The organism is Streptomyces jumonjinensis (assembly GCF_009600885.1).
GTDB classification, from domain to species: Bacteria; Actinomycetota; Actinomycetes; order Streptomycetales; family Streptomycetaceae; genus Streptomyces; species Streptomyces jumonjinensis.
The window spans coordinates 97,094-119,011 of the sequence record NZ_VCLA01000150.1 but is presented as its reverse complement, the minus strand read 5'-3'; the positions used below and the strand labels follow the sequence as shown (position 1 = coordinate 119,011).

15 protein-coding genes and 1 tRNA gene are annotated in these 21,918 nt (G+C 71.3%); 5 read left to right on the top strand and 11 right to left on the bottom strand.

Annotation, left to right across the window (positions count from 1 at the left end):
• Window positions 1-184: 184 nt before the first annotated feature.
• The 3 genes from FF041_RS19205 to FF041_RS19195 form a co-directional block, all read right to left on the bottom strand.
• Window positions 185-1,384 carry a cytochrome P450 gene (locus tag FF041_RS19205; RefSeq protein WP_153523941.1) on the bottom strand — a complete coding sequence of 400 codons (1,200 nt, stop codon included), beginning with the start codon at window positions 1,382-1,384 and terminating at the stop codon, window positions 185-187.
• Window positions 1,385-1,539: 155 nt separating this feature from the next.
• Window positions 1,540-2,622: a DUF1259 domain-containing protein gene (locus tag FF041_RS19200; protein ID WP_153523940.1), complete on the bottom strand. Its 1,083-nt coding sequence runs from the start codon at window positions 2,620-2,622 to the stop codon at window positions 1,540-1,542.
• A gap of 164 nt (window positions 2,623-2,786) precedes the next feature.
• Window positions 2,787-3,773 carry an AfsR/SARP family transcriptional regulator gene (locus FF041_RS19195; RefSeq protein ID WP_323392148.1) on the bottom strand — a complete coding sequence of 329 codons (987 nt, stop codon included), beginning with the start codon at window positions 3,771-3,773 and terminating at the stop codon, window positions 2,787-2,789.
• A gap of 371 nt (window positions 3,774-4,144) precedes the next feature.
• Here FF041_RS19195 and FF041_RS19190 point away from each other — a divergent pair, with 371 nt between their 5' ends.
• The 3 genes from FF041_RS19190 to FF041_RS19180 all read left to right on the top strand — a co-directional run bounded on the left by FF041_RS19190 (window position 4,145) and on the right by FF041_RS19180 (window position 7,599).
• A complete protein-coding gene (locus FF041_RS19190; RefSeq protein WP_228388378.1) occupies window positions 4,145-6,013 on the top strand; it encodes an acyl-CoA carboxylase subunit beta in 1,869 nt (622 codons plus the stop codon).
• Between the two features lie 183 nt (window positions 6,014-6,196).
• Window positions 6,197-6,295 (top strand) — tRNA-OTHER (locus tag FF041_RS19185).
• 257 nt (window positions 6,296-6,552) lie between these two features.
• Window positions 6,553-7,599 carry a diacylglycerol/lipid kinase family protein gene (locus tag FF041_RS19180; protein WP_323392146.1) on the top strand — a complete coding sequence of 349 codons (1,047 nt, stop codon included), beginning with the start codon at window positions 6,553-6,555 and terminating at the stop codon, window positions 7,597-7,599.
• A gap of 213 nt (window positions 7,600-7,812) precedes the next feature.
• Here the strand turns inward: FF041_RS19180 and FF041_RS19175 are convergent, their stop codons facing one another.
• Window positions 7,813-8,181: a nuclear transport factor 2 family protein gene (locus FF041_RS19175; RefSeq protein ID WP_323371864.1), complete on the bottom strand. Its 369-nt coding sequence runs from the start codon at window positions 8,179-8,181 to the stop codon at window positions 7,813-7,815.
• Window positions 8,182-8,451: 270 nt separating this feature from the next.
• On the opposite strand from FF041_RS19175, the gene FF041_RS19170 reads away from it, so the two are divergent.
• A complete protein-coding gene (locus FF041_RS19170; RefSeq protein ID WP_153523939.1) occupies window positions 8,452-8,694 on the top strand; it encodes an acyl-CoA carboxylase subunit epsilon in 243 nt (80 codons plus the stop codon).
• Window positions 8,695-8,752: 58 nt separating this feature from the next.
• Here the strand turns inward: FF041_RS19170 and pabB are convergent, their stop codons facing one another.
• Complete coding sequence (gene pabB / locus FF041_RS19165) at window positions 8,753-11,023, bottom strand: aminodeoxychorismate synthase component I (protein WP_153523938.1); 2,271 nt, start codon at window positions 11,021-11,023, stop codon at window positions 8,753-8,755.
• A 202-nt stretch (window positions 11,024-11,225) separates the two neighbouring features.
• Entirely contained in the window at window positions 11,226-12,038 is an 813-nt protein-coding gene (locus FF041_RS19160; protein WP_153523937.1) for a methyltransferase, read from the bottom strand.
• Between the two features lie 358 nt (window positions 12,039-12,396).
• Between FF041_RS19160 and FF041_RS19155 the strand changes: the two genes are divergently transcribed.
• Window positions 12,397-14,409: a helix-turn-helix domain-containing protein gene (locus FF041_RS19155; RefSeq protein WP_194292089.1), complete on the top strand. Its 2,013-nt coding sequence runs from the start codon at window positions 12,397-12,399 to the stop codon at window positions 14,407-14,409.
• Between the two features lie 189 nt (window positions 14,410-14,598).
• Here the strand turns inward: FF041_RS19155 and FF041_RS19150 are convergent, their stop codons facing one another.
• The 5 genes from FF041_RS19150 to FF041_RS19130 form a co-directional block, all read right to left on the bottom strand.
• Window positions 14,599-15,861, bottom strand: a complete 1,263-nt coding sequence (locus FF041_RS19150) for an IS701 family transposase (RefSeq protein ID WP_153523935.1) — start codon at window positions 15,859-15,861, stop codon at window positions 14,599-14,601.
• A 469-nt stretch (window positions 15,862-16,330) separates the two neighbouring features.
• Window positions 16,331-17,044 carry a TetR-like C-terminal domain-containing protein gene (locus tag FF041_RS19145; RefSeq protein ID WP_194292088.1) on the bottom strand — a complete coding sequence of 238 codons (714 nt, stop codon included), beginning with the start codon at window positions 17,042-17,044 and terminating at the stop codon, window positions 16,331-16,333.
• Window positions 17,045-17,165: 121 nt separating this feature from the next.
• Window positions 17,166-18,476 carry an MFS transporter gene (locus FF041_RS19140; RefSeq protein WP_228388392.1) on the bottom strand — a complete coding sequence of 437 codons (1,311 nt, stop codon included), beginning with the start codon at window positions 18,474-18,476 and terminating at the stop codon, window positions 17,166-17,168.
• A gap of 111 nt (window positions 18,477-18,587) precedes the next feature.
• Window positions 18,588-19,700, bottom strand: a complete 1,113-nt coding sequence (locus FF041_RS19135) for a fatty acid desaturase family protein (RefSeq protein WP_153523933.1) — start codon at window positions 19,698-19,700, stop codon at window positions 18,588-18,590.
• 212 nt (window positions 19,701-19,912) lie between these two features.
• Window positions 19,913-21,052 carry a helix-turn-helix domain-containing protein gene (locus FF041_RS19130; protein WP_323392159.1) on the bottom strand — a complete coding sequence of 380 codons (1,140 nt, stop codon included), beginning with the start codon at window positions 21,050-21,052 and terminating at the stop codon, window positions 19,913-19,915.
• Between the last annotated feature and the right edge of the window lie 866 nt (window positions 21,053-21,918).

The following is a 21,918-nucleotide window of genomic DNA, read 5'->3' as shown; positions in this document are numbered from 1 at the left end:
TTACAACGTGGTTGGCCCTCGCTCATCACGCTACGACAGCCATTTGGGTGACGCATGTCGTGCGGCGGGCGGGCGGGGCCCCGGCTGCTCCGGGTTGCCGGACCCCGGGGGCGGACGCATCATCGGTCTGAGGTCCGAGCGCTGTCTCAGAGGCTTCCGCTCATACCGTTCATAGGGCCGTCCGTCACCAGGTGACGGGCAGCGCGAGCGGATAGCGCCAGATCGACGTCTTGTTCCACTGCACCTCTTCGGGCGGCTGCGCGAGCTTCAGATCGGGGAATCGCTTCAGGAGGGTTCCGAGCGCGACTTCCAGCTCCGTGGCGGCGAGCGGGGCGCCGAGACAGTGGTGGCCGCCCCAGCCGAAGGTCATATGGGACGGACCCGTGCGTTCCAGATCCAGCTCGTCGGGGCGGTCGAATTTCCGGCCGTCCCGGTTGGCCGTCAGATAGGAGACATGCACGATGTCCCCCGCCTGGATTCTCACCCCGCTCAGCTCCGTGTCCTCGGTGGCGACCCGGGGGATGCCGACGCCCTTGCGGAAGGGGATGAAGCGCAGCAGCTCCTCGATGGCCTGCGGGAGCATCTCGGGGCGCTCGCGCAGCATGGCCAGCTCCCGGGGCCGGGTGAGCAGGGTGTAGGAGATGTTCCCGATCTGATACGTGGTGGTGTCCTGGCCGGTGATCATCAGGACCATGGCCATCACGGCGAGCTCCTGGTCGTTGAGGAGCTCGTCCCCGTCGCGGGCGGCGGCCAGCGCGCTGATCAGGTCGTCGCCCGGATGCGCGCGCCGCTCGGCCGTCAGGGTCGCGAAGTAGGCGCGCATATCGGCCTTGGCCCGTACCGCGTTCTCCCGGTTGGCGACGGTGGTGTCCATCATGGTCCGGGCGTAGGAGCGCAACCGGACGCGGTCGTCCTCCGGGATGTCGAGGACCTCGCAGATGGTGGTCAGGGGCAGCGGCGCCGCCAGATGCTCGAAGAGGTCGGCGGGGGAGCCGTGCTCCGCCATCCGGTCCAGCAGCTCGTCCACGACGAGCTGGGTGCGGACGCGCATGCGTTCGATATGGCGCGGCGCGAACCCTTTGGAGATCAGGCTGCGCAGCCGGCTGCTGCCCGGCGGGTCCATGACATTGATCGCCTCGTCCTGAACGATCGGCTCAGGGGTCATCCGCGGGAAGTTCTTGCCGATGATGGCCCTGCGGCTGAAACGCCGGTCGGTGGTCACCGTGCGCACATCGTCGTAGCCGGTGACGAGCCAGGCGGCCCCCTCGCCGTGGGGCAGCCGGATGCGGGAGACCGGCGCCTCGGTCTGGAGCTGTCTGAGCAGCGGGTCGAATTCGAGCGCTTCGGCATAGTCGAATGGGCAGTCCTTCGGGGTGGGTTCCATGGGGAGCTCCGAGCCATTCAGAAACCAGTGGGATGGACGGGGCATGGGTACCCGATCGCCCGGGGGGAAATGCCCCGCTCCCGGGCAATTGGTCCATCCGAGGGGGCGGCGTACCGGCCCATGACGGGCGGACGACGCTCCTTCGAAGACCCTGGCTAGCCGAGCGGCACCACGTCGGTGGCGTCCACCGCGCGGCGCAGGGTCCGGGCGAGCTCGACGGCGTCTCCCACGGCCCAGAAGTGGACGAAGAACAGCCGGGGGCTCTCCGTCAGATGGTGGTGGTGCAGTTCGACGAGCTCGATACCGCCGCTCCGCAGGGCTTTCAGGACGTGCTGGACCTCCTGGGCGGTCATGGCGCAGTCGCCGTTGAGCGCGGCCCGGCCGCCGCCGGTCGGCTGGAAGATGAAGGCGCTGGTCGAGCCCAGGCCGGGGGGCAGCACCAGATGGCCGTCGGCGATGGTCTCGCGACGGACGAAGAGGCACTTGAAGACGCTTTCCTCGGTGGAGCCCCGCACGCCCAGCGCGGCCTCGATCCCGGCCGTGTCCAGATCGAGGGGGACCTCCGGGGGCGGGGGCTTCGGGGGCGGGGTCGCGGTGCGGTCGAGTCCGGCGCGCAGACCGCGGGCCATGGCCGCCGCGTCATGGCCGTGTGCGTGGACATGGGTCCACCAGATGGCGGGGTACTGGGAGAGCAGATGCTTGTGCAGCGCGGTCTGCTCGATGCCGTGCTCGTGCCAGGCGTCGCTCACCTGCTGAAGCTCGTCCTCGGTGACCACCACATCGCCCATGAGCATCGTGCTGCCGTCGGCGTAACGGACGAAGGCCACATGCGTGCCGAGCGAGAGCCCCGGGGTGACGACGACGCCGTCGGAGACGACATGCAGATCCCGGCGGGGGAAACCCGTGTGGTAGGTCGATTCGCGCAGCATGTTGCCGCCGCGGCCCAGCGCGTCCGCCACGTCCGCCCAGTCCGATTCGCTGGTGGCGGCCGGCCTGATCAGGTGGCCCGCCGTCCCGGCGGGGTCGGCTGCCCCGGCGGCGTGGGCCGGCTCGTCGGAGTGGGCCGGCTCAGCGGCGCCGGTCGGCTCGGCGGGACCGTTCTCCCCGGCGGGCAGGGTACGAGCGGCGGCCGGCGCCGCTCCGGCCAGCAGCGGCACCATGGCGGCTGCGGCCAGCACGCGCCTCCGCGACGCGGCCCCCGACGCGTATCCGTCCTGCGGTCGGTCTTCAGCCATCATCTGATCGCCTCCAGGGCGAGATGCCAACCATGAGGGTCTGAAGAAGGTTGGACATTTCGCAATGAAGGTAAACCTTATTGAGCAAATGTGACGCTACCGGCCCATCTCCCAGAGCGGTTGCCGGAACGGCGGCCCCACCGGTCTCCGCCGCGCCTCAGCCGCGCTCAGCCGGCCTGGCGCGGCCGTACCCGCAGCCGGGGGGAGTGCAGGGCCGGATGGCCCGCGGGGGTGGTGGTCACCGGCCGGGAGCCGCGGGCGCCGGGGGCCGCCGGGGGAGCGGCGGGCGGAAGGGACGCCCGGCCCGTGGCGGTCGGACCGGCGGGGGCCGCCGGACCGCCGGACGGGCTCAACGCGTCCGGCGCCGCGAAGGAGGCCGGCGGGGACTGGGCCAGGCTCAGCGCCGGGGCCTGCGACAGGATCGCGTACTCCAGCTGCTGGAGGTCGCGGGTCGGGTCGATGCCCAGCTCCTCCGAGAGATGGCGGCGGGTGCGCTGATAGACCGCCAGCGCGTCGGCCTGCCGGCCCGCGCGGTAGAGCGCCGTCATCAGCTGCGCGCAGACGCTCTCGCGCAGCGGGTCGCTCTGATGGGTGTCCTGGAGTTCGCCCAGGATCGCCAGATGTCGGCCCTGCCGCAGTTCGGCGTCGAAGAGATACTCCACGGCCTGCTTGCGGTACTCCTCGTAACGGGTCGCGGCACAGGCGCACTTGGGGCCGCCGGGCAGCCCCCCGAAGGCCGGCCCGCGCCAGAGGTCCAGCGCCTTGCGGAGGGAGGCCGCCGCCAACTCGGGTGAGTGGTCCCGCAGTTCCGCCGCCTCCGTCACCCGGGCGACGAAGTCCTTGGCGTCCAGGAGCGCTCCGTCCAGCAGCAGCTGATAGCCGTGGGGGTGGCTGACCAGACGCGGTTCCGGGCGGTCCGGCTCGATCGCCCGCAGCCATTTGCGCAATCTGCTCACATGGGCCTGGAGCGCGTTGACCACCCCGTTCGGAAGGTGCTCGCCCCACAGCTCCTCCATCAGCAGCTCGGTGGGCGCGACGCGTTCCTCGGCAATGAGCAGCGACTGGAGCAGGACCCGCTGGAACTGGCCCCGGACAGCGTGCTCGCCGTCCGGCGACAGCACCCGTAGCCCGCCGAGGATCTCGAATGCGATCACTGTGCCCTCCCCCGTTGGAGATATCTGCGTGGTTGCAGAACCTTTCAGCGTGCAGACGGACATGACGGTCCTCCTGTGGGCCAGTCTGGGGCCGGGCGGGACATCCGACCTCACCGCCGCGATCACTTCGTCACCTTCCCGCGCGCCCCGGTCCCGGCGGTCCGCGGAAATCCGCACCGCCGTCGCGGTTCTGGCTGGTGTGGCGGGTGCTGTGCCCCTTGGGGGGAGAAGGTGTGAATAGTCGTACGTGACAAACTCGCGGCGAACCTGGTGCTCCCGGGTGCTCGGCCTGCCTACCGTCTGGCGGCTGCCCACGTGGGCCGATGTGCCTTACGCGTCATGCGTGCCTCACACGATCGGAGCGCCGACAGATGAGCGTCGTGAACGAGAAACCCGTCGTGCCGGATCCGGTGTCGCCCCCCGTGCCCGGCCTTGCGCCGCCGGCCACCGGGTATGGACCCGCGTCCGCCACGATGAACGCCGGAGCGAGCACGATCGCACCGGCCCTGCCCGGGGGCACGGCCCTCACCGCCCCGCCGGGGACCGCGCCCGGCCGCCTGATACCAGGTTTCGTCCCGGCCCGGACACCCGTGCCGGACCCGGCCGCCGCCCCGCCCGACGCCCCCGCGACCGCCCCGGCCGCGGGGGCGTCGCGCACCTCCCCCGCCGCCGCCCCGCCGCCCCGGCCCCCCGGGACCCGGTCCCGCGCCGAGGAGCTGGCGGCGATCCGGGAACGGGCCCGCCAGGGGCCCAGCCCCGACGCCACCGAGCGCCAGCACGCCCGGGGCAAGCTGACCGCCCGGGAGCGTATCGAACTGCTCCTCGACGAAGGGTCGTTCAGCGAGATCGAACCGCTGCGCAGACATCGGGCCGACGGCTTCGGAATGGCCAGACGCCGCCCGTACTCCGATGGCGTGCTCACCGGCTGGGGCGCCGTGGACGGCCGGACCGTCTTCGTCTACGCCCATGACTTCCGGATCTTCGGAGGCTCGCTCGGCGAGGCCCACGCCGCCAAGATCCACAAGGTGATGGATCTGGCCGAGGCCGCCGGAGCCCCGCTGGTCAGCCTCAACGACGGCGCGGGCGCGCGGATCCAGGAAGGCGTCACCGCCCTCGCCGGATACGGCGGGATCTTCCGCCGCAACGCCCGCGCGTCCGGAGTCATCCCCCAGATCAGCGTGATGCTGGGACCCTGCGCGGGCGGCGCGGCCTACTCTCCCGCGCTCACCGACTTCGTCTTCATGGTCCAGGACATCGCCCAGATGTTCATCACCGGACCCGATGTGGTCCAGGCGGTCACCGGCGAGTCGATCGGCATCGACGCCCTCGGCGGCGCCCGGGTGCACAGCACGACCTCGGGGGTGGCCGGATTCAGCTATCCGGACGAGGAGTCCTGCCTCGCCGATGTGCGCTATCTGCTCTCGCTGCTGCCGTCGAACAACCGTGAGCTCCCGCCGTCCCAGCCCTGCGAGGACCCCGCGGACCGGCGCTGCGAGGCCCTCTTCGACCTGGTGCCCGAGGACCCGAGCCGCCCCTACGACATGCTCTCGGTGATCAGTGAGATCGTGGACGACGGCGAGGTGTTCGAGGTCCACGCCACCTGGGCCCGCAGCGTCATCTGCGCCTTCGCCAGGCTCGGCGGCGACGTCGTCGGCATCGTCGCCAATCAGCCCCTGTCCCAGGCCGGGGTGCTGGACATCCAGTCCTCGGAGAAGGCCGCCCGGTTCGTCTCCGGATGCGACGCCTTCAACATCCCGCTGCTCACCCTGGTGGACGTGCCCGGATTCCTGCCGGGCGTCGCCCAGGAGCACGACGGCATCATCCGGCACGGCGCGAAGCTGCTCTACTCCTACTGCAACGCCACCGTGCCGAGGGTGCAGCTGATCCTGCGCAAGGCGTACGGCGGCGCGTACATCGTCATGGACTCCCGGTCCATCGGCGCGGATCTCTCCTACGCCTGGCCGACGAACGAGATCGCGGTGATGGGCGCGGAGGGCGCGGCCAATGTGATCTTCCGCCGGGAGATCGCCTCCGCCGACGATCCGGAGGAGGCCCGCCGCCGCCATGTCGAGGAGTACCGCTCGGAGCTGATGCATCCGTACTACGCCGCCGAACGCGGCCTGGTCGACGATGTGATCGACCCCGCCGCCACCCGCGAGACGCTGATCCGCGCCTTCCGGATGCTCCGCTCCAAGCACGCGGATCTCCCGTCCCGCAAGCACGGCAACCCGCCCGCCTGATCAAGCACGGCAACCCGCCGCCTGATCCGGACGCGGCCCAGGCCCCCGCCGCCGTCAGCGATCGGTCAGCGGGCGGCGGCATCGTACAACCCACGGAAGCCGGAACCGGAAGCCGGCGACCGGAGCCGACGGCGGGTACGGCCGCTCCCCGCGAGGGGAGGGCCGCACCCGCCGACGGCGCCAGGAGAGGTACCCGAAGCGGCCCAACGGGGTCCGGGCACCTGTGGTCCGGCCGGGGCGCTCTTCGAGCGGCCCGCGCAGGTTCGAATCCTGCCCTCTCCGCAAGGGAGTGTCGTCGAAGTCCCGCCAGGCAGTCGGGGCTTCGGCGACACGCCCCGGAGCCGGTTCCCGCTCACCGCCGCACACGGTGACGGGAACCGGCCCTGACGGCGTTCTGCCCGGGTCCAACGGCTTCCGTGGACTCCCGCGGCCCGGCAGAGCCGGCTCCGGCGGGCCCCCGCGGCTCACGTCACCGACCGACCGGCGTCCGCCAGGTCCCCGTGGCCGTGGCGCGCCCCCACCTCTGGAGTGCCGATACCGTGATCTCAGACGCCAGCACACCGTCGCCGCGCCGCATTCTGGTCATCACCAACCCCGCGTCCGGCAGTTACAGCCCCCGGCTGATCGAGGAGATCGCCGAAGCCTGTGCCGGAGACGGCCGTGAGGTGACCGTCCACCGCACCACCGCCCCCGGGGACGCCACCACCGCGGTCCGCCGGGCGGTACGGGGGCCGTTCACCGGGCCCGGCGCGGCCGGGCCGCCCGATCTGGTGCTCGCGGTCGGCGGCGACGGCACCGCCCGGGAGGCGGTCCAGGGACTGAGCGCCTCGGGCGAAGGCCCGGTGGAGCCGGGAGCGGGCTCCACTCCGCTGCTGGTGCTCCCGGGCGGCACCGGCAACTCCGGCTACCGCATGATCTGGGGCGACCGCCCGTGGCGTGCCGCGCTGGACGCCGTGCTCTCCCCGGACGGTTACGCGGCTCCGCGCCGGCTCGATCTGGCGCTGTTCGAGGAGACCGGCCGGCTGGTCTTCCTGGGGGCGTGCACCGGGGTGATCGCGCAGGCGCTGGTCACCGCGCGCACCACGCCCGGACAGGGACGGCCCCGGTACGCCCGCGCCTTCGCCGACACCGCCGCGGTCTTCGAGCCGTATCCGGGCCGGGTGACCGTCGACGGGCGGGTGGTGCACGAGGGCCCGACCGTGCTGGCCAATGTCGGCGGGGGCCGCTACCGCGGCGGGCAGTATCTGCTGCTGCCGTACTCGGAGCCGGACGACGGGTTCCTCGACGTGTGCGCCATCGGCGGGGACGTGGCCCCCGCCGAGGTGCCGGATCTGACGCTGGGCTCCAACCGGGCGCTGGATCTGCCCGGGTGCGGCTACGGCCGTGGCCGCAGGATCACCCTGGAGCGCACCGACGGCCGCCCGCTGGTGATCGAGCACGATGGGGAGTACCAGGAGTACGAGGCGAGTTCGGCGACTCTGAGCGTGCTGCCGGGCGCGCTGACGCTCTGGGGGCCGACCGCTCTGGCGCGGCGGCGGCCGGGGGCGGCCATGGCGTCCGCCGCGGAGTCCTCCGACGCGGCCTGAGCCGCCCGCCTCCGTCCCCGTACCGTCTCCGTCCCCGTACCGTCCCCGTACCGCCTCCGCACCGCCCCCGTACCGCCTCCGGTCCGCCGCAAGCGCCACGCGGCGGACCGGAGACGTGTTCCGCGCCTGCGGTCCGGGCCCCCGGCCCCGGGCACGCCGAAGGGGCGTATCGCGAGTCCCCTTCGCGATACGCCCCTTCACCGTGCCCGTCGGTCAGGACCCCGGAACCAGGTCCAGGAAGCCGTAGACGCCCTTCAGCCGGCCGTCGTCGTCGGTGACGGCCACATCGAAGCCGATGGCGACGGGCTCGCCGCCGCTCTCGGGGACCAGGCCCCAGCGGAAGCGGGCGACGTTGTGGTGCGAGTCCGGATCACCGAGCAGCTTGAAGCGGAAGCCGGGGAACTGGTCCCTGGCCGCGCTGATCACCGCGGCGACCCCGTCGTGTCCCTCGACGGCGGCCAGCGGGTCGATGTACGGCGCGTCGGCCGCCCACAGCTCCTCGATCTCCGCGCGGCGCTTCTCCGCGTCCGGCTCGTTCCATGTGGCGAGGTAGCGGGTGACGAGTTCATTGATATCGCTCACGGCGACTCCTGTAAGGGTCCATTGGGTGTCGACCTACCGAGTGTTTCTCCGCCGCTCACGCCCCGGCAACGCGAGCGCCGCGACTCCGTCAGTGCGATGCCCCCCGGACCGCCAATCACCGTCCCGACCTGACGTAGTGCGGGGCGGGTCCGTGCCGTGCCGCCCCCGGCTCTCGTACGGTGGTCGGGTGCTCCACCATCGGACGTCCGTCCGGTGCCGGCGGCACGGGCAGGGCACCAGCGGACCGGCGGCGTCGGAGGGACAGGGGCCATGGGGAACGACCAGAGCACCGTCCACACCGGCCGTCCGGTGTTCCAGGTGGACCGGGGCAGCCCCGGCCCCGCCGAGCTGGCCGCCCTGACGGTGGCCCTGATGGCGTTCTTCCGGGACCCCGGGGAGCCGGACGGCGGCGCCCGTCCTGAGTCGGCGGGCTGGCGGCTGCCCGGCGCGGCACGGGGCGATCCGGGCCGGTCCTGGCGGACCGGCGGCCGGGGCGGCGGCTGGCGGGACTGACCGCCGCCGGGCCCGGGAGGAAGGCCCGGCCCGGCGGGGCGCAGTCAACGGCGTCCGGTCAGCCGGCGCTCGCCCGGGAGGCACGGCGCTGAGCGCCGTGGTGATCGGGGGCCGGCGGCTCGGGCTCCTGGTCGGCGCCCGGGAATCCGGCGCCGAGCAGCGCCAGCAGGGGGGCGGCTTTGACGACCGTCTCGGCGAACTCCTCCTGCGGGTCCGACAGTGCCACGATCGCTCCGCCCGTCCCGTACCGGATCCGGCCGGGAGTGACGACGACGGTGCGGATGACGATGCTCAGATCGGCCGCGCCGGAGAGGGAGAAGTAGCCGATCGCGCCCGAGTAGACACCGCGCGCCTCGCCTTCGAGGCGGTCGATGATCTGCATGGTGCGTATCTTCGGGGCCCCGGTCATGGAGCCGCCCGGGAAGGCGGCGCGCACACAGTCCACCGCGGACGCGTCCGGGCGCAGCCGTGCCCGTACCGTGCTCACCAGCTGGTGGACGGTGGCGTACGACTCGACGCGGAAGAGGTCGTCCACGGTGACCGAGCCCAGTTCGGCGCAGCGGCCCAGATCGTTGCGGACCAGGTCGACGATCATCAGATTCTCGCTGCGGTCCTTCTCGTCCTTCAGCAGCTCGTCCCTCAGCGCCCGGTCCTCCTCGGGGGTTCCGCCGCGCGGGCGGGTGCCCTTGATGGGGCGGGACTCGGCCCAGCGGTCCGCGCCGACGCGCAGAAAGCGTTCGGGGGACGTGCTGAGCACGGTCTGCCGGCCGAACTGGAGCAGGGCGCCGAAGGGCACCGGGCTGCGCCGCCGCAGAAAGCGGTACGCCTGCCAGGAGTCGAGTTCACCGGCGGCGGTCAGCGCGTTGGTCAGACAGACCTCGTATGTCTCGCCCGCGGATATCTCCTCCTGGCACTCCCGTACGGCGCTCAGATATGTCTCCCGCTCGTCGCGGGGGCGCAGCCGCCAGGTGCCCGGGCTCGCGGGGCGCACGGGAGCGGAGGCGGTGTCCGCGAGCCGGGAGAGCCGGCCGGCGGTGGCGCCGAGCCAGTCGAGGGCGGCCGTCTCGTCCGCGCCGGGGGGCGCGTCGCGGTCCGACAGGGCCAGCAGATGGGTGCGGCCCTCCAGATGGTCGAAGACGACCGCCCGGTCGGCGAAGACGAGTTCGGCGTCCGGCTCGGTGGTGCGATGAGCCGCGTCGCCGCCGGTCTGGGCCTTGAGCTCGTAGCCGAGATAGCCGACCCAGCCGAGCGCGAAGTCGCCGGGCAGCTCGGGCAGCTGGACGTCCAGGGAGCGCAGATCGCGGTCGAGCCACTCCAGGAACGGGATCGTCTCGGCGGCGTCGTCCAGGGCGGCGGGGTTCCCGCCGCCCTCGGGGCTGACGGTGACGGTGCCCGTGTGCACATCGGCGCGGGCGACCCGGGCCAGGGGGCCGGTCGCGTCGCCCATCACCGAGAACCGTCCGGTGCCCGGTCCCCGGCCGCTGCTGTCCAGCCAGTAGGCGTACGGCCGGTCCCGGAAGAGCTGGTCGAAGACGGACTCGTCCGCCCAGCGGGTGGTCAGCGCCCTGGTGTGCACCCGCAGCCGGCGTGGTGCGCGAGCGGGCGAAAGCGCCCGGTCCGCCGTTCCGTCGGTCGACCGGGGTCCCTGGGGCGTGGACGGCTGAGGGGTGTCCACGCCGGGGGTGCGGTGGGCGGTGGGACGGCCGCCGCCCACCGGCGCCGGCAGGACGGCGCGGGTCGCGCGGCGGGCGCGGTCGTGTCCGGCCGCCATATCGACGAAGTTCGCCAGCAGCTCCCGGCCGTACTCCGTGCAGATCGACTCGGGGTGGAACTGCATGCCCCACTGCGGCCGTCGGCGGTGCCGCAGCCCCATGAGCACTCCGTCCGGGGTCCAGGCGGTGGGCTCCAGCTCGGCGGGGAGGGAGGTCGCCGTCAGCGAGTGGTACCGCACGGCCTGGAACGGCGAGGGCAGCCCGGCGAAGAGTCCGGTCCCGTCGTGTTCGACGGGGGAGAGCCGCCCATGGCGGGGCTCGGGGGCCCGCTCCACGGTTCCGCCGTGCCACAGCGCGAGTCCCTGATGGCCGAGGCAGATGCCCAGCAGCGGCAGCGAGGAGTTCTCCACCAGTGAGCGGCAGAGCCCGACGTCGCTCTCCCGGGCGGGAGTTCCGGGCCCGGGGGAGAGCACCACGGCGTCGAATCCGGCGGTGGGGTCCGCCGGGAGCCTGTCGTCGTTGCGGACCACCACCGGTTCCGTGCCCGCCACATCGGCGAGCAGATGGAACAGGTTGTAGGTGAACGAGTCGTAATTGTCGACCAGGAGAATACGCATGGGAACCTCGCGGCGTTCGTCGAAACACTGACAACGGGGCGGGGGGCTGAGGTGCATAGCCGGGCAAATAGGGCCCCATGTAGCGGGGTGTGACCGGGTGCCCGGCGAAGAAGGGGGAGGGCCGGCGGGGGGACCGGCGGACGTGCGCGTGCGGTGTTGCGGAGTGCGGATGTGCGCGTGCTGCGTGCTGTGTGCGGAGCCGTCAGTCGCCGACGGCGGTGATCTCGATCAGCTGGTGCTCGATGTCCAGCGTCCGCTCGGGGACGCGGATCCGCCGGACGACCCGCAGCCTGCTGCCGGTCTCCTCGGCGATACGGTGCAGCGCGTCCAGATCGCCGCGGCTGCTGAAGTGGAGCAGGGCCCTGCCGCCGGGCGCGAGCCGCCGCGGGGCCTCGGCGATATAGCGGCGGTGGACGGCGTAGCCCGCGTCCACATACGCCCGCTCGTGCATGGTGCGGTAGCGGAAGCCCACGGGCGCCTGCACATAGTTGGAGCTGAAGAAGATCTGGCCGAAGCGCTTCCCGGGGGGCAGCGCGGTGAAGAGATCGCTCTGCATCACATGCACCCGGTCCTCGACATCGGCGTGCACGGCGTTGCGCCAGGTGTTCTCCACCGCCGCGGGGTTGATGTCACAGGAGTACACCTGACCGGCTCCGGAGAGCGCGGCGAGCACCGAGATCACCCCGGCGCCGCAGCCCATCTCCAGGAACGGGCCCGTGCAGGGCGGCTGCCAGTCGGCCCCGATCCCGAGCAGCTCAAGGGCCACGCCCGTCGAGGGGGAGTCGGTGGGGGCGAAGACATCCGCCATCAGCTCCCAGCGACGGCCGCGGAAGGAGAAGTCACTGGGCCGGTCGGCGCAGGTGCGCGACTTGGCGGCGCGCTCCAGCGAACGCCGGTAGTCCCGGGCCTCGTGCGCGGCGGTGGGGCACGGGGGCGCCCCGGCCACGGCGGTTCGTCTGCGGGCGGCGACATGCGGTGCGATGGTGAGTGTGTCGGTGCTGGTCTCCTTGATCATGGCTGTTCCCATCGAAGTCGAGACGAGGCGGACTCGTCTGGCGGGCGTGCTGATCGTGCCGTGGAGCGGGCGCAGTACCGGTGGGGACCGGTGCAGTTCCGGTGGGGACCGGGCAGGCTTCGGCGACCACACCGCCGGGGCCGCGGAAGGAGCGGATTTTCCGGCGTTGCTTCCGTGCCGTTGCGCTTGAGTCCTACCTTGTCCTCCCCACCCGCCCCCATCACAGGTAATCGCACAACCGAAGCTGAGCGCGTTACGGTGACTTGGTCACACAACGGCGGGAGCGCTCACATCCGTCTCATCGAAGCCTCGCTCCTTGCCGTGAGGCTGACCTGGCGCACTAACAAGGGGGTTGTTGTTGCCCAGACGTGAGAGAACCGGCCATTCCTCTGTCAGCGCAGACACCCGGCTCGACGGTGCCAGTGCTCCGGGCGGCGTCCTGCCGCCGGACACCCGGCCCGGCTACCCGGGTGATCCGCTGGCCGAAGCGCTCTCGCTCCTCGCGGGCGGCGCCCAGGGACCGGCCGTCGACGAACTGATACGCACCGTCTCCGGCGCCGGGAACCTCACCGAGGTCCAGGCGCGGGCGCTGGAGCACGCCCGGGCGCTCGCCCGTACGCACTACGAGGGAGCGAGCCGCCGCAAACAGCGGGAGGCGGGCCTCGCCGCCCTGGTGGACACCGCCCGGGACCTGACACTCTCCGACGACCTCGACGAACTGCTGGCGGTGATAGCCCGGCGTGCCCGATTACTCCTCAACGTCGACATGTCCTACATCAACTTCTACGACCATCCTTCCGGCGAGGCGTATGTCAGGGTCGCCGACGGCCACGCGACAGCGCTCACCGTCGGATTCCGGGTCCCCGCCGAGCACGGCCTCGGCGGCGACGCCTGGGTCAGCAAGGCTCCCTTCGCCACCTCGGACTATCTGACGGACTCCCGGATACGCCACCACCCGATCATCGACGAGGTGGTGCGCGAGGAGGGGCTGCGCGGTGTCATGGCGATACCGCTCGCCCACGCGGACACGTTCTTCGGCGTGCTGTACGTCGCCGACCGCGGGATACGCCACTTCGAACCGGAGGAGACCGCGCTGATGCGCTCGCTCGCGGACCTCGCGACCGTCGCCATCGAGAAGGCCGATCTGCTCCGCCAGGCCCGCGATCAGATAGCCGAACTGGAGAACGACCAGAGCCACGCCAGAACCGATCTCCTGGCCCAGCTGGGTCTGAGCGACTCCCACAGCCGCATGATGGAAGCGGTGCTCGCAGGGCGGGATCTCGACGCGCTGACCTCGCTCGCCGCCGAGCTGCTCGGCGGTCCGGTGCTGATCATGAGCCCGGCCAACCGGCCGCTCGCGGCCCATGGCGACATCCCCGGTCTGGATGAGACCGCCGTCGTCAGGGCGTCCCTGGACGCCCACGCCACCCGCGAACCGCTGCTGCTGGACTGCGGCGCGCGGGTGCTGGCCCTGTCCCAGGGGCAGGAGCACCTCGGCACCGTGGTGGTGGGCGGCGACGGTGCCGGCGAACCGGAGCTCCGGCTGATGCGGCTGATCTCCCAGACCCTCTCCATGGCCCTGGTGCTGCGCAGACAGACCGCGGTCGCCGAGAGCCAGGTCCGCGAGGAGTTCTTCGGGGATCTGCTCACCGACGTACAGCGTCCGCCCGGCCAGCTGCGGGAGAAGGCCCGCAGACTCGCGCTGGACCTGGATCAGCCGCATGTCGTGGTGGTCGCCAGACCCAGCGGGGGATCCACCAACCGGGTCGCCGTCTGGGCGTCGTCGTACGCCTACCGGATGAACGGGCTCAAGAGCCTTCAGGGCGACTCCATCGCCCTGCTGCTGCCCGGCACCGACCCCAGCCGGATCGCACGGGACACCCTGGCCGAACTCGTGCCGATACTGGGCCATCCCGTCACGGTCGGCGGAGCGGGACCCATCACCCGCCCCGAGGGGATCGCGCGCGCTCACCGGGAGGCCGTCCGCTGTGTGCGCGCCCTGATGGCACTGGGGCATACGGGAGCCAGTGCCTGCGTCTCCGATCTGGGCTTCCTCGGCATGCTGCTCGCCGACGACCAGGACGCCGAGGATTTCATCCAACGCACCCTGGGGCCCGTGCTGGAGTACGACCGCCAGCGCTCCGCGGATCTGATCCGCACCCTGGAGGCGTACTTCGCCTCCGGCGGCAGCCCCACATACGCCGCCGAGACCCTGCATGTCCACCCCAACACGGTCTCCCGCAGGCTGGAGCGCATCACCGAGCTCATCGGCGCCGAATGGCAGAAACCGGGCCGGGCGCTCGACCTCCAGCTGGCGCTGCGGCTCCAGCGGATCAGCCGCACGCTGGAGCGTGACCCGGACGGCTTCTGAGCCCCGGCCGGCCGTGCGTTCCGTCGATGGGCGGGACGGCGTGCGGCCACAGGGCAATCCGGGCGGCGGGCGGTGGTTGGGGGCAGCCGCCCCGGCGGGGCGGCCGCCGGGGGCGCCGGCTCCTCGGGTTCGCACACCGATGGGCCGGGCATCTGCGGGGCGGTGGAACGGGGCATCGAAGTCCGCGCCCTACGATCCGTACGCCGAGGTGAAATCCTGGGAGAGCAGTCCATGGGTCTCGGTGAGCCGCGCGGTGTGCGCGACCGACGCCAGCGTCGTATGGCGGTGCCAGCCCTGGAACGAGCGGCCCTCGAAGTCGCGGATGCCCACCCGGTCGCTGATGGCCGCGAATCCGTGGTCGACCTGCCGCACCAGCTTGGTCATCCGCAGCAGCGCGGGGGCGTGCAGCCCCACCAGATCCGTGATCCAGCAGGCCGCGGGGCCAGGACGGTCCGCGGGCCACTCGGCCAGCAGCGTGGCGGGACGCGCCGCGGCCCGGTGACCCGTCCCCGAGGGGCGGGGCGGCAGGGAGAGCACCGGCACGGCGGCGACCAGGCTGGTGCGGACGATGCCGCTCGCCGGGTCGAACCAGTCCACCGGGCGCTGTAGGGTACGGGCCGCCTCCGCCACCCGGCGGGCCGACGCCGGTCCGTCGGCGTACCCGGTCAGCAGCGCGCTCTCGGCGATCACCGGCATATCGCCGCGGATCCTGGCCAGGGCGGGCAGCCCCGCCGCCTGGACCCTGCGGTACGCCTCGCCGGTGCCCGGCTCGCCCAGATCGAGGACGACGGGGCGGCGGCGCAGCCCCGGGAAGCGCGCCAGGTCCGCCACCGCGTCGCCGGCGCACTGCTCGGGGGTGGTCGCGGTCAGCCCCTCGGGGATGTCCGCGCGCCGCCGCCGCTCCCCGTCCTCCAGCCAGCGGGCGGAGATCTGGAGCCGCCAGGCGGCCGGGCTGCTGGCGTCGGGGGCCGCGAGCCACACCCCGTACGCCTGCTGGCTGTTGACGAGCTGCCCCAGCCGGGGCACATAGCGCGGCTCCACCCCCACCGAGTGCCGGCCCGCCTTGGGGATCGTCATGGGGCGCACCACCCAGGCCACCGGGCGGATGAGCTGTTCCAGATGCCGGGCGTGCGCGGCGCGCACCGGGGCCCACTCCCAGGTGGAGCAGCTGATGAAGTGCTGGAGGCTCTGTTCGGCGTTGCGGTCGCCGGTCCGGGCGGCGATGTTCCGCATCGATTTGCGGCCCGGCGCGCAGAGCAGTCCGCGGAGATAGACCTCGGCCTTGCGCCGCTGGTCCCGCCGGGTCAGGGAGTCGAAGACGCTGTCGCACAGCTCACGGACGGTCGAGTCCCGGATACCCGCGCCGCGGCCGGCCGGCCAGGACTGCACGGGCCGCGCGGCGGGTGCGCCGTGGGGGCGGTTCAGGGTCGGGTACCGGGGCGTCGTCGTCATCGGCCCTCCAATTCGTCGGCCGGCTCTCCCCGTTGCGCATTCGGGCGCGGCGGGACCACTGCCTCATGGAGGCGATTTCCGGCGGTGATCCCACGATGCCTCTGCGGCGTACCCCCCGGGGAGGTGGTCCGGCCACACACTCCCCTGTCGACCGCGCTGCCCGGACCACCACCACCTGCGCCTTTCCGGAAACGGGGTCGGTGGGGCGGGTGGGGAGGCGGTGGTGGGACCACCATGGGGGCGTTCTGGCGGGGGGTATACCCGGGCGTCGCGGTGCCCTGTGGGGAAAGGCCGTGGCCAGAGCGGCTCTCCGTAAACACGTTCTGTTCTGTCCGGGGCGGGGGCCGGGAGAGGCGAGCCGATGCGACCGGGGGCGCGGCGTGAGCGCCGCCGCCCCCGGTCGCAGCCCCGGAACGGCGCGCGCCCGCCTCCTCGCGGAGACGGGCGCGCGCTGTGCCGGGCGGGGAGGTCATCCGGCGGTGGGCTGTAGCCCCACATACCGGCCCATGGCGTCGGCCGCGTGGTCGCAGAACGCCACGGGGTCGTCGCCGAAGGCCGCGATATGGCCGAATACCGAGAAGCTGACCATGCCGAAGAGCTGGGTCCAGGCGATCAGCGTGCGGGCGATCACATCGTCGGGCAGCCCGGCCATCATGCCCTCGGACAGCCCGCGCACGGCCGTCTGCACCGGGGCGGGCGGCGGAGCGTCGTCGGGCCGGGAGACCAGCGCGCCCTCCGACTGCGCCTGGTGGAGCACGGAGAGCAGGGCGACGGCGGTACGGGCCCCGGCGATCATGGTCTCGGGGGGCGCGTCGTAACCGGGGATGGTGGTGCCGTAGATCAGCTCGTACTGATGGGGGTTGGCCACGCTCCAGCCGCGGACGCCGCGGGCCACCGCGATCCAGCGCTGAAGCGGTTCCAGACCGCTCTCCACGGCCTCGGCGAGCGCGCGTTCGGCGCTGTCGCCCATGGCGTCGTACGCCTCGACGATCAGCGCGGTCAGCAGGTCGTGGCGGCCGGGGAAGAGCCGGTCCAGCTCGGCCGGGTCCACGGCGAGCGCGTCGGCGACGCCCGTCTGGTCGAGGCCGAGCGCCCCCCGCTCCACGAGCTGTCGCCGGCCCTCGGCGAGCGCGCGGGCGCGCAGCTCTTCGGACACCGGGGCGTCGGCGGTCCGGTCGGTCATGTGATGCCTCTCTGTCGGTCGTGCGGCGCGGTCGCCGGGTGCGGCGCGGCCGGTCGTACGGCTCGGTCGGGCCGTCGGGTGGGCTCCGGGCGTCCGGGGCACGGGCTCCGGTGAGTACTGATCAGTAGTGGTCCAGAGCTCTGCCCGTGGTGCGGTCGCCCAGGGCGAGGACGGTCAGGACGAGCAGGGCCATGCTCCCGGCGATCACGGTGAACAGCCAACCCGGACCGTGCGAATCCAGCACGGGCAGCAGGGCGAACGGCAGTACGGCGGCGCTGAGTTTGGAGAGCGAGTACGCCGCCCCGGACGCCGTCGCCCGGATCCGGGTGGGGTACTGCTCGGCCAGATAGACATGGGAGACGGTGGAGAAGACATTGCTGATCAGGGTGAACCCGAAGCCGAAGCAGACCACCAGGGCCGCCGAGTCGGCCACCGCGAATCCGATCCCGGCCAGGGACATCGCGGCGGCGGATCCGGCGATCAGCAGTTTCCGCTCCACCCGGTCCATCACCGGCACGGACAGCAGCGATCCGATGGGGTAGCCGAGGAAGGAGAGCGCGGTGTAGCCGAGCCCGGACACCAGGTCGTAGCCCTTGGCGGCGAGGATCTGCGGGGCCAGCACGCCGAAGCCGTAGTAGCCGACGACGGAGAGCGAGCAGAACACCCAGAGCATGATCGTGCGGCGCCGGAAGCGCTCGCCGAACAGATCGCGCATCCGGGCCCTGGGCATCGGCGCGGGCTCGGGGGCGGGCGGTTCGAGCACTGCTCCCTCGGCGCGGGCCTCGGCCTCCAGCTTCGACACCAGCGCCTCGGCCTCTTCCTCGCGGCCGACCTCGGCGAGCCACCGGGGCGACTCCACCAGCCTCCGGCGCAGCAGCCACACCACCGCGGAGCCGAGCGAGCCGACGATGAACAGCCAGCGCCAGCCGTCGATGCCGAGCGGGCTCATGGGCACCAGCAGCAGCGCGGCGAAGCCCACCGCGGGCACCCCGCAGAAGGCGATGGTGTACGCCCAGGCGATATAGCGGCCCCGGCGGCGGGCGGGCAGCACATCGGAGAGATAGCAGTCCGAGAGCGCCTGTTCGGCGCCGATGCCCACCCCGGCGAAGAACCGGGTCACGATCAGCCAGGCGGCGTTCGGGGAGAACGCGCCGAGCAGCGAGAAGACCGAGTACATCGCCAGGTTGATCATGAAGGCGCGGCGTCGTCCGAAGCGGTCGGCGATCCGGCCGAGCAGCAGTGATCCGAAGAACTGGCCGATGAACACGGAGGCCAGCATCAGCTTCAGGCTGGTGCCGTTCAGCGCGAAGTCCGCCTGGAGCACCTGGGAGACGGTGCCGGACAGATTGTTCTCGAAGGTGTCGAAGAGCAGACCGATGCCCACGACCCCGGTGAGCTTGCGGTGCGTGGGGGTGATCGGCAGCCGGTCCATCCGGGCGCCCACGGACGGGGGCGGGGCCGTGGCGGCCGAGGCTGTGGACGGCTCGGCGGGCGGCACCGCCACCGACTTGTGGTAGAGCATGACGGGAACCTTTCCTGAGCGTCAGACGACGCTGCCCTGCCGGATCGGCGCGGAGACGGCGTGGAGATGTGCGGCCACCTCGCGGTAGGAGCGCCAGAAGCCCACCTCGTGGTAGCGGATGCCGCGCTCGGCGCAGTACTCGCGGGTCAGCTCACGGGCGCGGCGGAGGCTGCGCTGCGGCATGGCCGGAAAGAGATGGTGCTCCACCTGGTAGTTGAGACCGCCGTAGACGAAGTCCATCACCAGCGAGGGGCGGATGTTGCGCGAGGTGAGCACCTGGCGCTCCAGCCAGTCGAGGGTCTCCTCCTCGCCGTCGCGCAGCTCCATGCCCTTGTGGTTGGGCGCGAAGATCATCCCGAAGTAGACGCCCTGGACGGCCTGCTGCACCAGGATGAAGGCGACCGCCTGAACCGGGGTGAGCAGCCAGAACACCAGCCCGACATAGATGATCGCGCGGGCCGCGATCACCACCGCCTCCAGCACCGGCTGCCGGGTCTCGCCGCCGGTGATGGCGCGGATCGCGGTCCGCTGCATCTTGAACAGCTCCTGCACCAGCAGCACGAAGAACAGGACGCTCTGGTAGCGGACGACGAACTTCTGCGAGCCCCGGCGGGACGCGTACTGCTTGGTGTCGAAGATGACGGTGCGCCGCCCGATGTCCGGGTCCATGTCCAGGTGGTTGGGGTGCGAGTGATGGCGGTTGTGGTGGTTGACCCACCAGCCGTAGCTGATCCCGTTGACGAAGTTGCCGTGGAAGTAGCCCACGGCGTCGGCGAGCTTGCGGGAGCGGAACATCGACTTATGGCCCGCGTCATGCCACATGAACGACGACTGTCCACCGCAGAAGCCCATCCATACGGCCACCAGCAGCTGCCACCAGCTCTGGCCGAGCGCGAAGAACGCCACGAGGCCGGCGAGTATCAGCGAGGTGTTGAGGGCGAGCTTGCCGGCGTAGTAGCGGGGCTGGAGTTCGAGAAGTCCCTCGGCCTTGACCCGCTTGAGCAGTTCGGCGAATGTGGCGGACTGCCCGGGGGGAGCGCCGCCCGTGCCGCCCGCCGCCACGGACGCGGTGGTGGTGATTCCGTCCGGCGTCCGCACAGCGGACCTCGTGAGCGGATCGTGTGCTCGTGACATGGATGAACCCCTTGGATCCTGGAGCGGAATGGGATTCGCGCCATCTTTCGTACAAGGGCTGATATCGGGCTGACGGGGTTCTGACGGCGTGCGGGTTGCCGGCTGCCGCCGGGCGTACGCGACCCGGGGCGCGGGCGTACGCGGGCGGGGGAGCGCCCGGGGGCGTGCGGGGCCTCGGGGGCCGGCCCCGACGACGGCCCGCACTAACTGCGTCAGAACTGAATGTTGGCCATCTTGGCCAGCCGGGTCAGCCTGGGGTTGCTTCGCTTGTGTCGACTGGTCAGAACGCGCAACAGTTCTTGAGACGTCGGGTGAACCTTGGCCAATTGGGGGCCCACTGCCCACGCGCTCTCCAGGTGCTCCAGCGCTCTGTCGCGATTCCCCAGAGCGAGTTCTGAACGAGCGATGTTCATGTGAAGTGGTCCGACTCGCGTAGCGGGAAGCGTGATCCCGCCTTTCCTTCCGGTCAGATCCGCCATAATGGAAATTGCATCTTCATGCCTATTGAGGTCGCCAGACGTGGCAATCACATGGGTGGCGGTATTCTCCGGGCCGAAGTGGATTCCCTGGTGATTCAATTCAAGGTCGAAATCTTCGGCAAGGGCCCATGCGCGCTCGATATGCTGGTCTGCTGTTCGCCGTTCCTTGGCCCGCCCTGCAAGCGTTAGGCCCCGCAGGTGGAGAATCCCAAGTGCATAGGCCCGCTCGTGGCCGCGAGTGGCCCCTTCGACCTGCACAATTGCGCGATCTACCACCGCCAAGCCGTCCAAGAAATCACCGTGATTCAGGTGAACCCCCGCTTCGTCGCGGGCGGCAATGGCACGGCTCATAGAGTCTGCCTGCTGAGCTGCGATCTTCTGCTTCGTCACTGCAAGGTCAGCAAGGGTCATCCAGCGGTGACGGGCGGCGAGCCAATATACGGTCGAATACGCCTCAGACACCATGGACCAAGACTCCGGCCTGCCGGATGAATGGGCGTGGGTCTGCGCCTTGGAAACCAGATCAGGCAAATTGGCGAGCACCGCAGCCAAATCCGCATCGCCCCGGAGTGCCATCATTTCCCGGAGTGAAGAATGCAACTCGCTTTCGCTCGCCTGTTGCGTACCTGGAAGGTCGAACCGTCGTACTGCTGCCCGAAGGGCCTTGAGGGATTCCTCGGCATTCTGTGGCACGGGGGCAGTCCCTAGCACCTCCTCCAAAGGTAGACCGAAAGCGCGCGCAATGGACGCGGCCACACCCTGAGTAAGAGTCCGTTGTCCTCGCTCGACCTTTCCAAGCTGGGACTTGGACACCCCGGACGCTGCCGCTAGCCGGTCTTGCCCCCACCCCCGCTCTTTGCGGAGTCGAGACACGTTCGCACCCGGTCCCGGGACATCAATGATGGTTCCCACCCTGTCCGCACCTCCCTGATCGGTACCTACGGACCCATGTTCACAAGGTACGGGTACCCCCGTACCCCGCTTGTGCACTTCTTGTGTGCTTTCACCCTGCCAATCAGTCGTTGACTTGTTACAGATAGCTACTAGGTCAGCGGTGAAGAGGCGGTGTCAACGCGTGATCCACAACCCGCAGGCGGTTTCCGGTCTGGTCGCTCGCTTACGGACCGACGACCGCTCGGAGGACGAACGGCTGGTGTGGGTCTCCGTGGCCCCGGTCGACGGGTGGTCGCCCCGGTCGCGAGACCTGTTGAACGGGCTGGTCGCCGGGCTGTCCGAGCTGCGGAACAGGGTGCCCGACAGTCACGGTGAGCCACAGAACCGAGGAGGCGACGCGACCAACGGTCTCCACGTCGGGGACATCGCGTACGACACCCGTACGAAACGTGTGGGGGAGGTCATGGAGGAGTACGGGACGCGGTACATGCTCCGGCCGGTCCATGGGGGTGCGAGTGGGACGTCTTGCGGGAGAACGTTCGCCCCGCCACTACGGCCGACCGGCTTTCGGCGGCGCTCGCCGAGCGGAACGCCAACAGCAGTCAAGGAGGCGCGGCATGGGGATGATCCACTTTTTCAGCTGATGCCGGCCCGGTTACAGCTCTGAAGATGTCCGCCCCCTGAACACCCGGCCACCAGATCAGCGGGTTCATCATGCGGGGCGGCGAAAGGGTCCGTCCGGCCGGCAGGGCGTCACGCATTCGGGCCCAGCCGGACGGACCACCGCATGAACCCCCCTGACCGGTGTCACGTCCCGGCAGGGGAAGAAGGGGGCGCACCGAGCC

What these genes read in the sequence shown, in the direction of transcription:
- FF041_RS19205 (WP_153523941.1), bottom strand. Translation starts at nt 1,384, where the DNA reads ATGGAACCCACCCCGAAGGACTGCCCATTCGACTATGCCGAAGCGCTC.
- FF041_RS19150 (WP_153523935.1), bottom strand. Translation starts at nt 15,861, where the DNA reads ATGACGACGACGCCCCGGTACCCGACCCTGAACCGCCCCCACGGCGCA.
- FF041_RS19160 (WP_153523937.1), bottom strand. Translation starts at nt 12,038, where the DNA reads ATGATCAAGGAGACCAGCACCGACACACTCACCATCGCACCGCATGTC.
- FF041_RS19190 (WP_228388378.1), top strand. Translation starts at nt 4,145, where the DNA reads ATGAGCGTCGTGAACGAGAAACCCGTCGTGCCGGATCCGGTGTCGCCC.
- FF041_RS19140 (WP_228388392.1), bottom strand. Translation starts at nt 18,476, where the DNA reads ATGGACCGGCTGCCGATCACCCCCACGCACCGCAAGCTCACCGGGGTC.
- FF041_RS19145 (WP_194292088.1), bottom strand. Translation starts at nt 17,044, where the DNA reads ATGACCGACCGGACCGCCGACGCCCCGGTGTCCGAAGAGCTGCGCGCC.
- FF041_RS19135 (WP_153523933.1), bottom strand. Translation starts at nt 19,700, where the DNA reads ATGTCACGAGCACACGATCCGCTCACGAGGTCCGCTGTGCGGACGCCG.
- pabB (WP_153523938.1), bottom strand. Translation starts at nt 11,023, where the DNA reads ATGCGTATTCTCCTGGTCGACAATTACGACTCGTTCACCTACAACCTG.
- FF041_RS19170 (WP_153523939.1), top strand. Translation starts at nt 8,452, where the DNA reads ATGGGGAACGACCAGAGCACCGTCCACACCGGCCGTCCGGTGTTCCAG.
- FF041_RS19200 (WP_153523940.1), bottom strand. Translation starts at nt 2,622, where the DNA reads ATGATGGCTGAAGACCGACCGCAGGACGGATACGCGTCGGGGGCCGCG.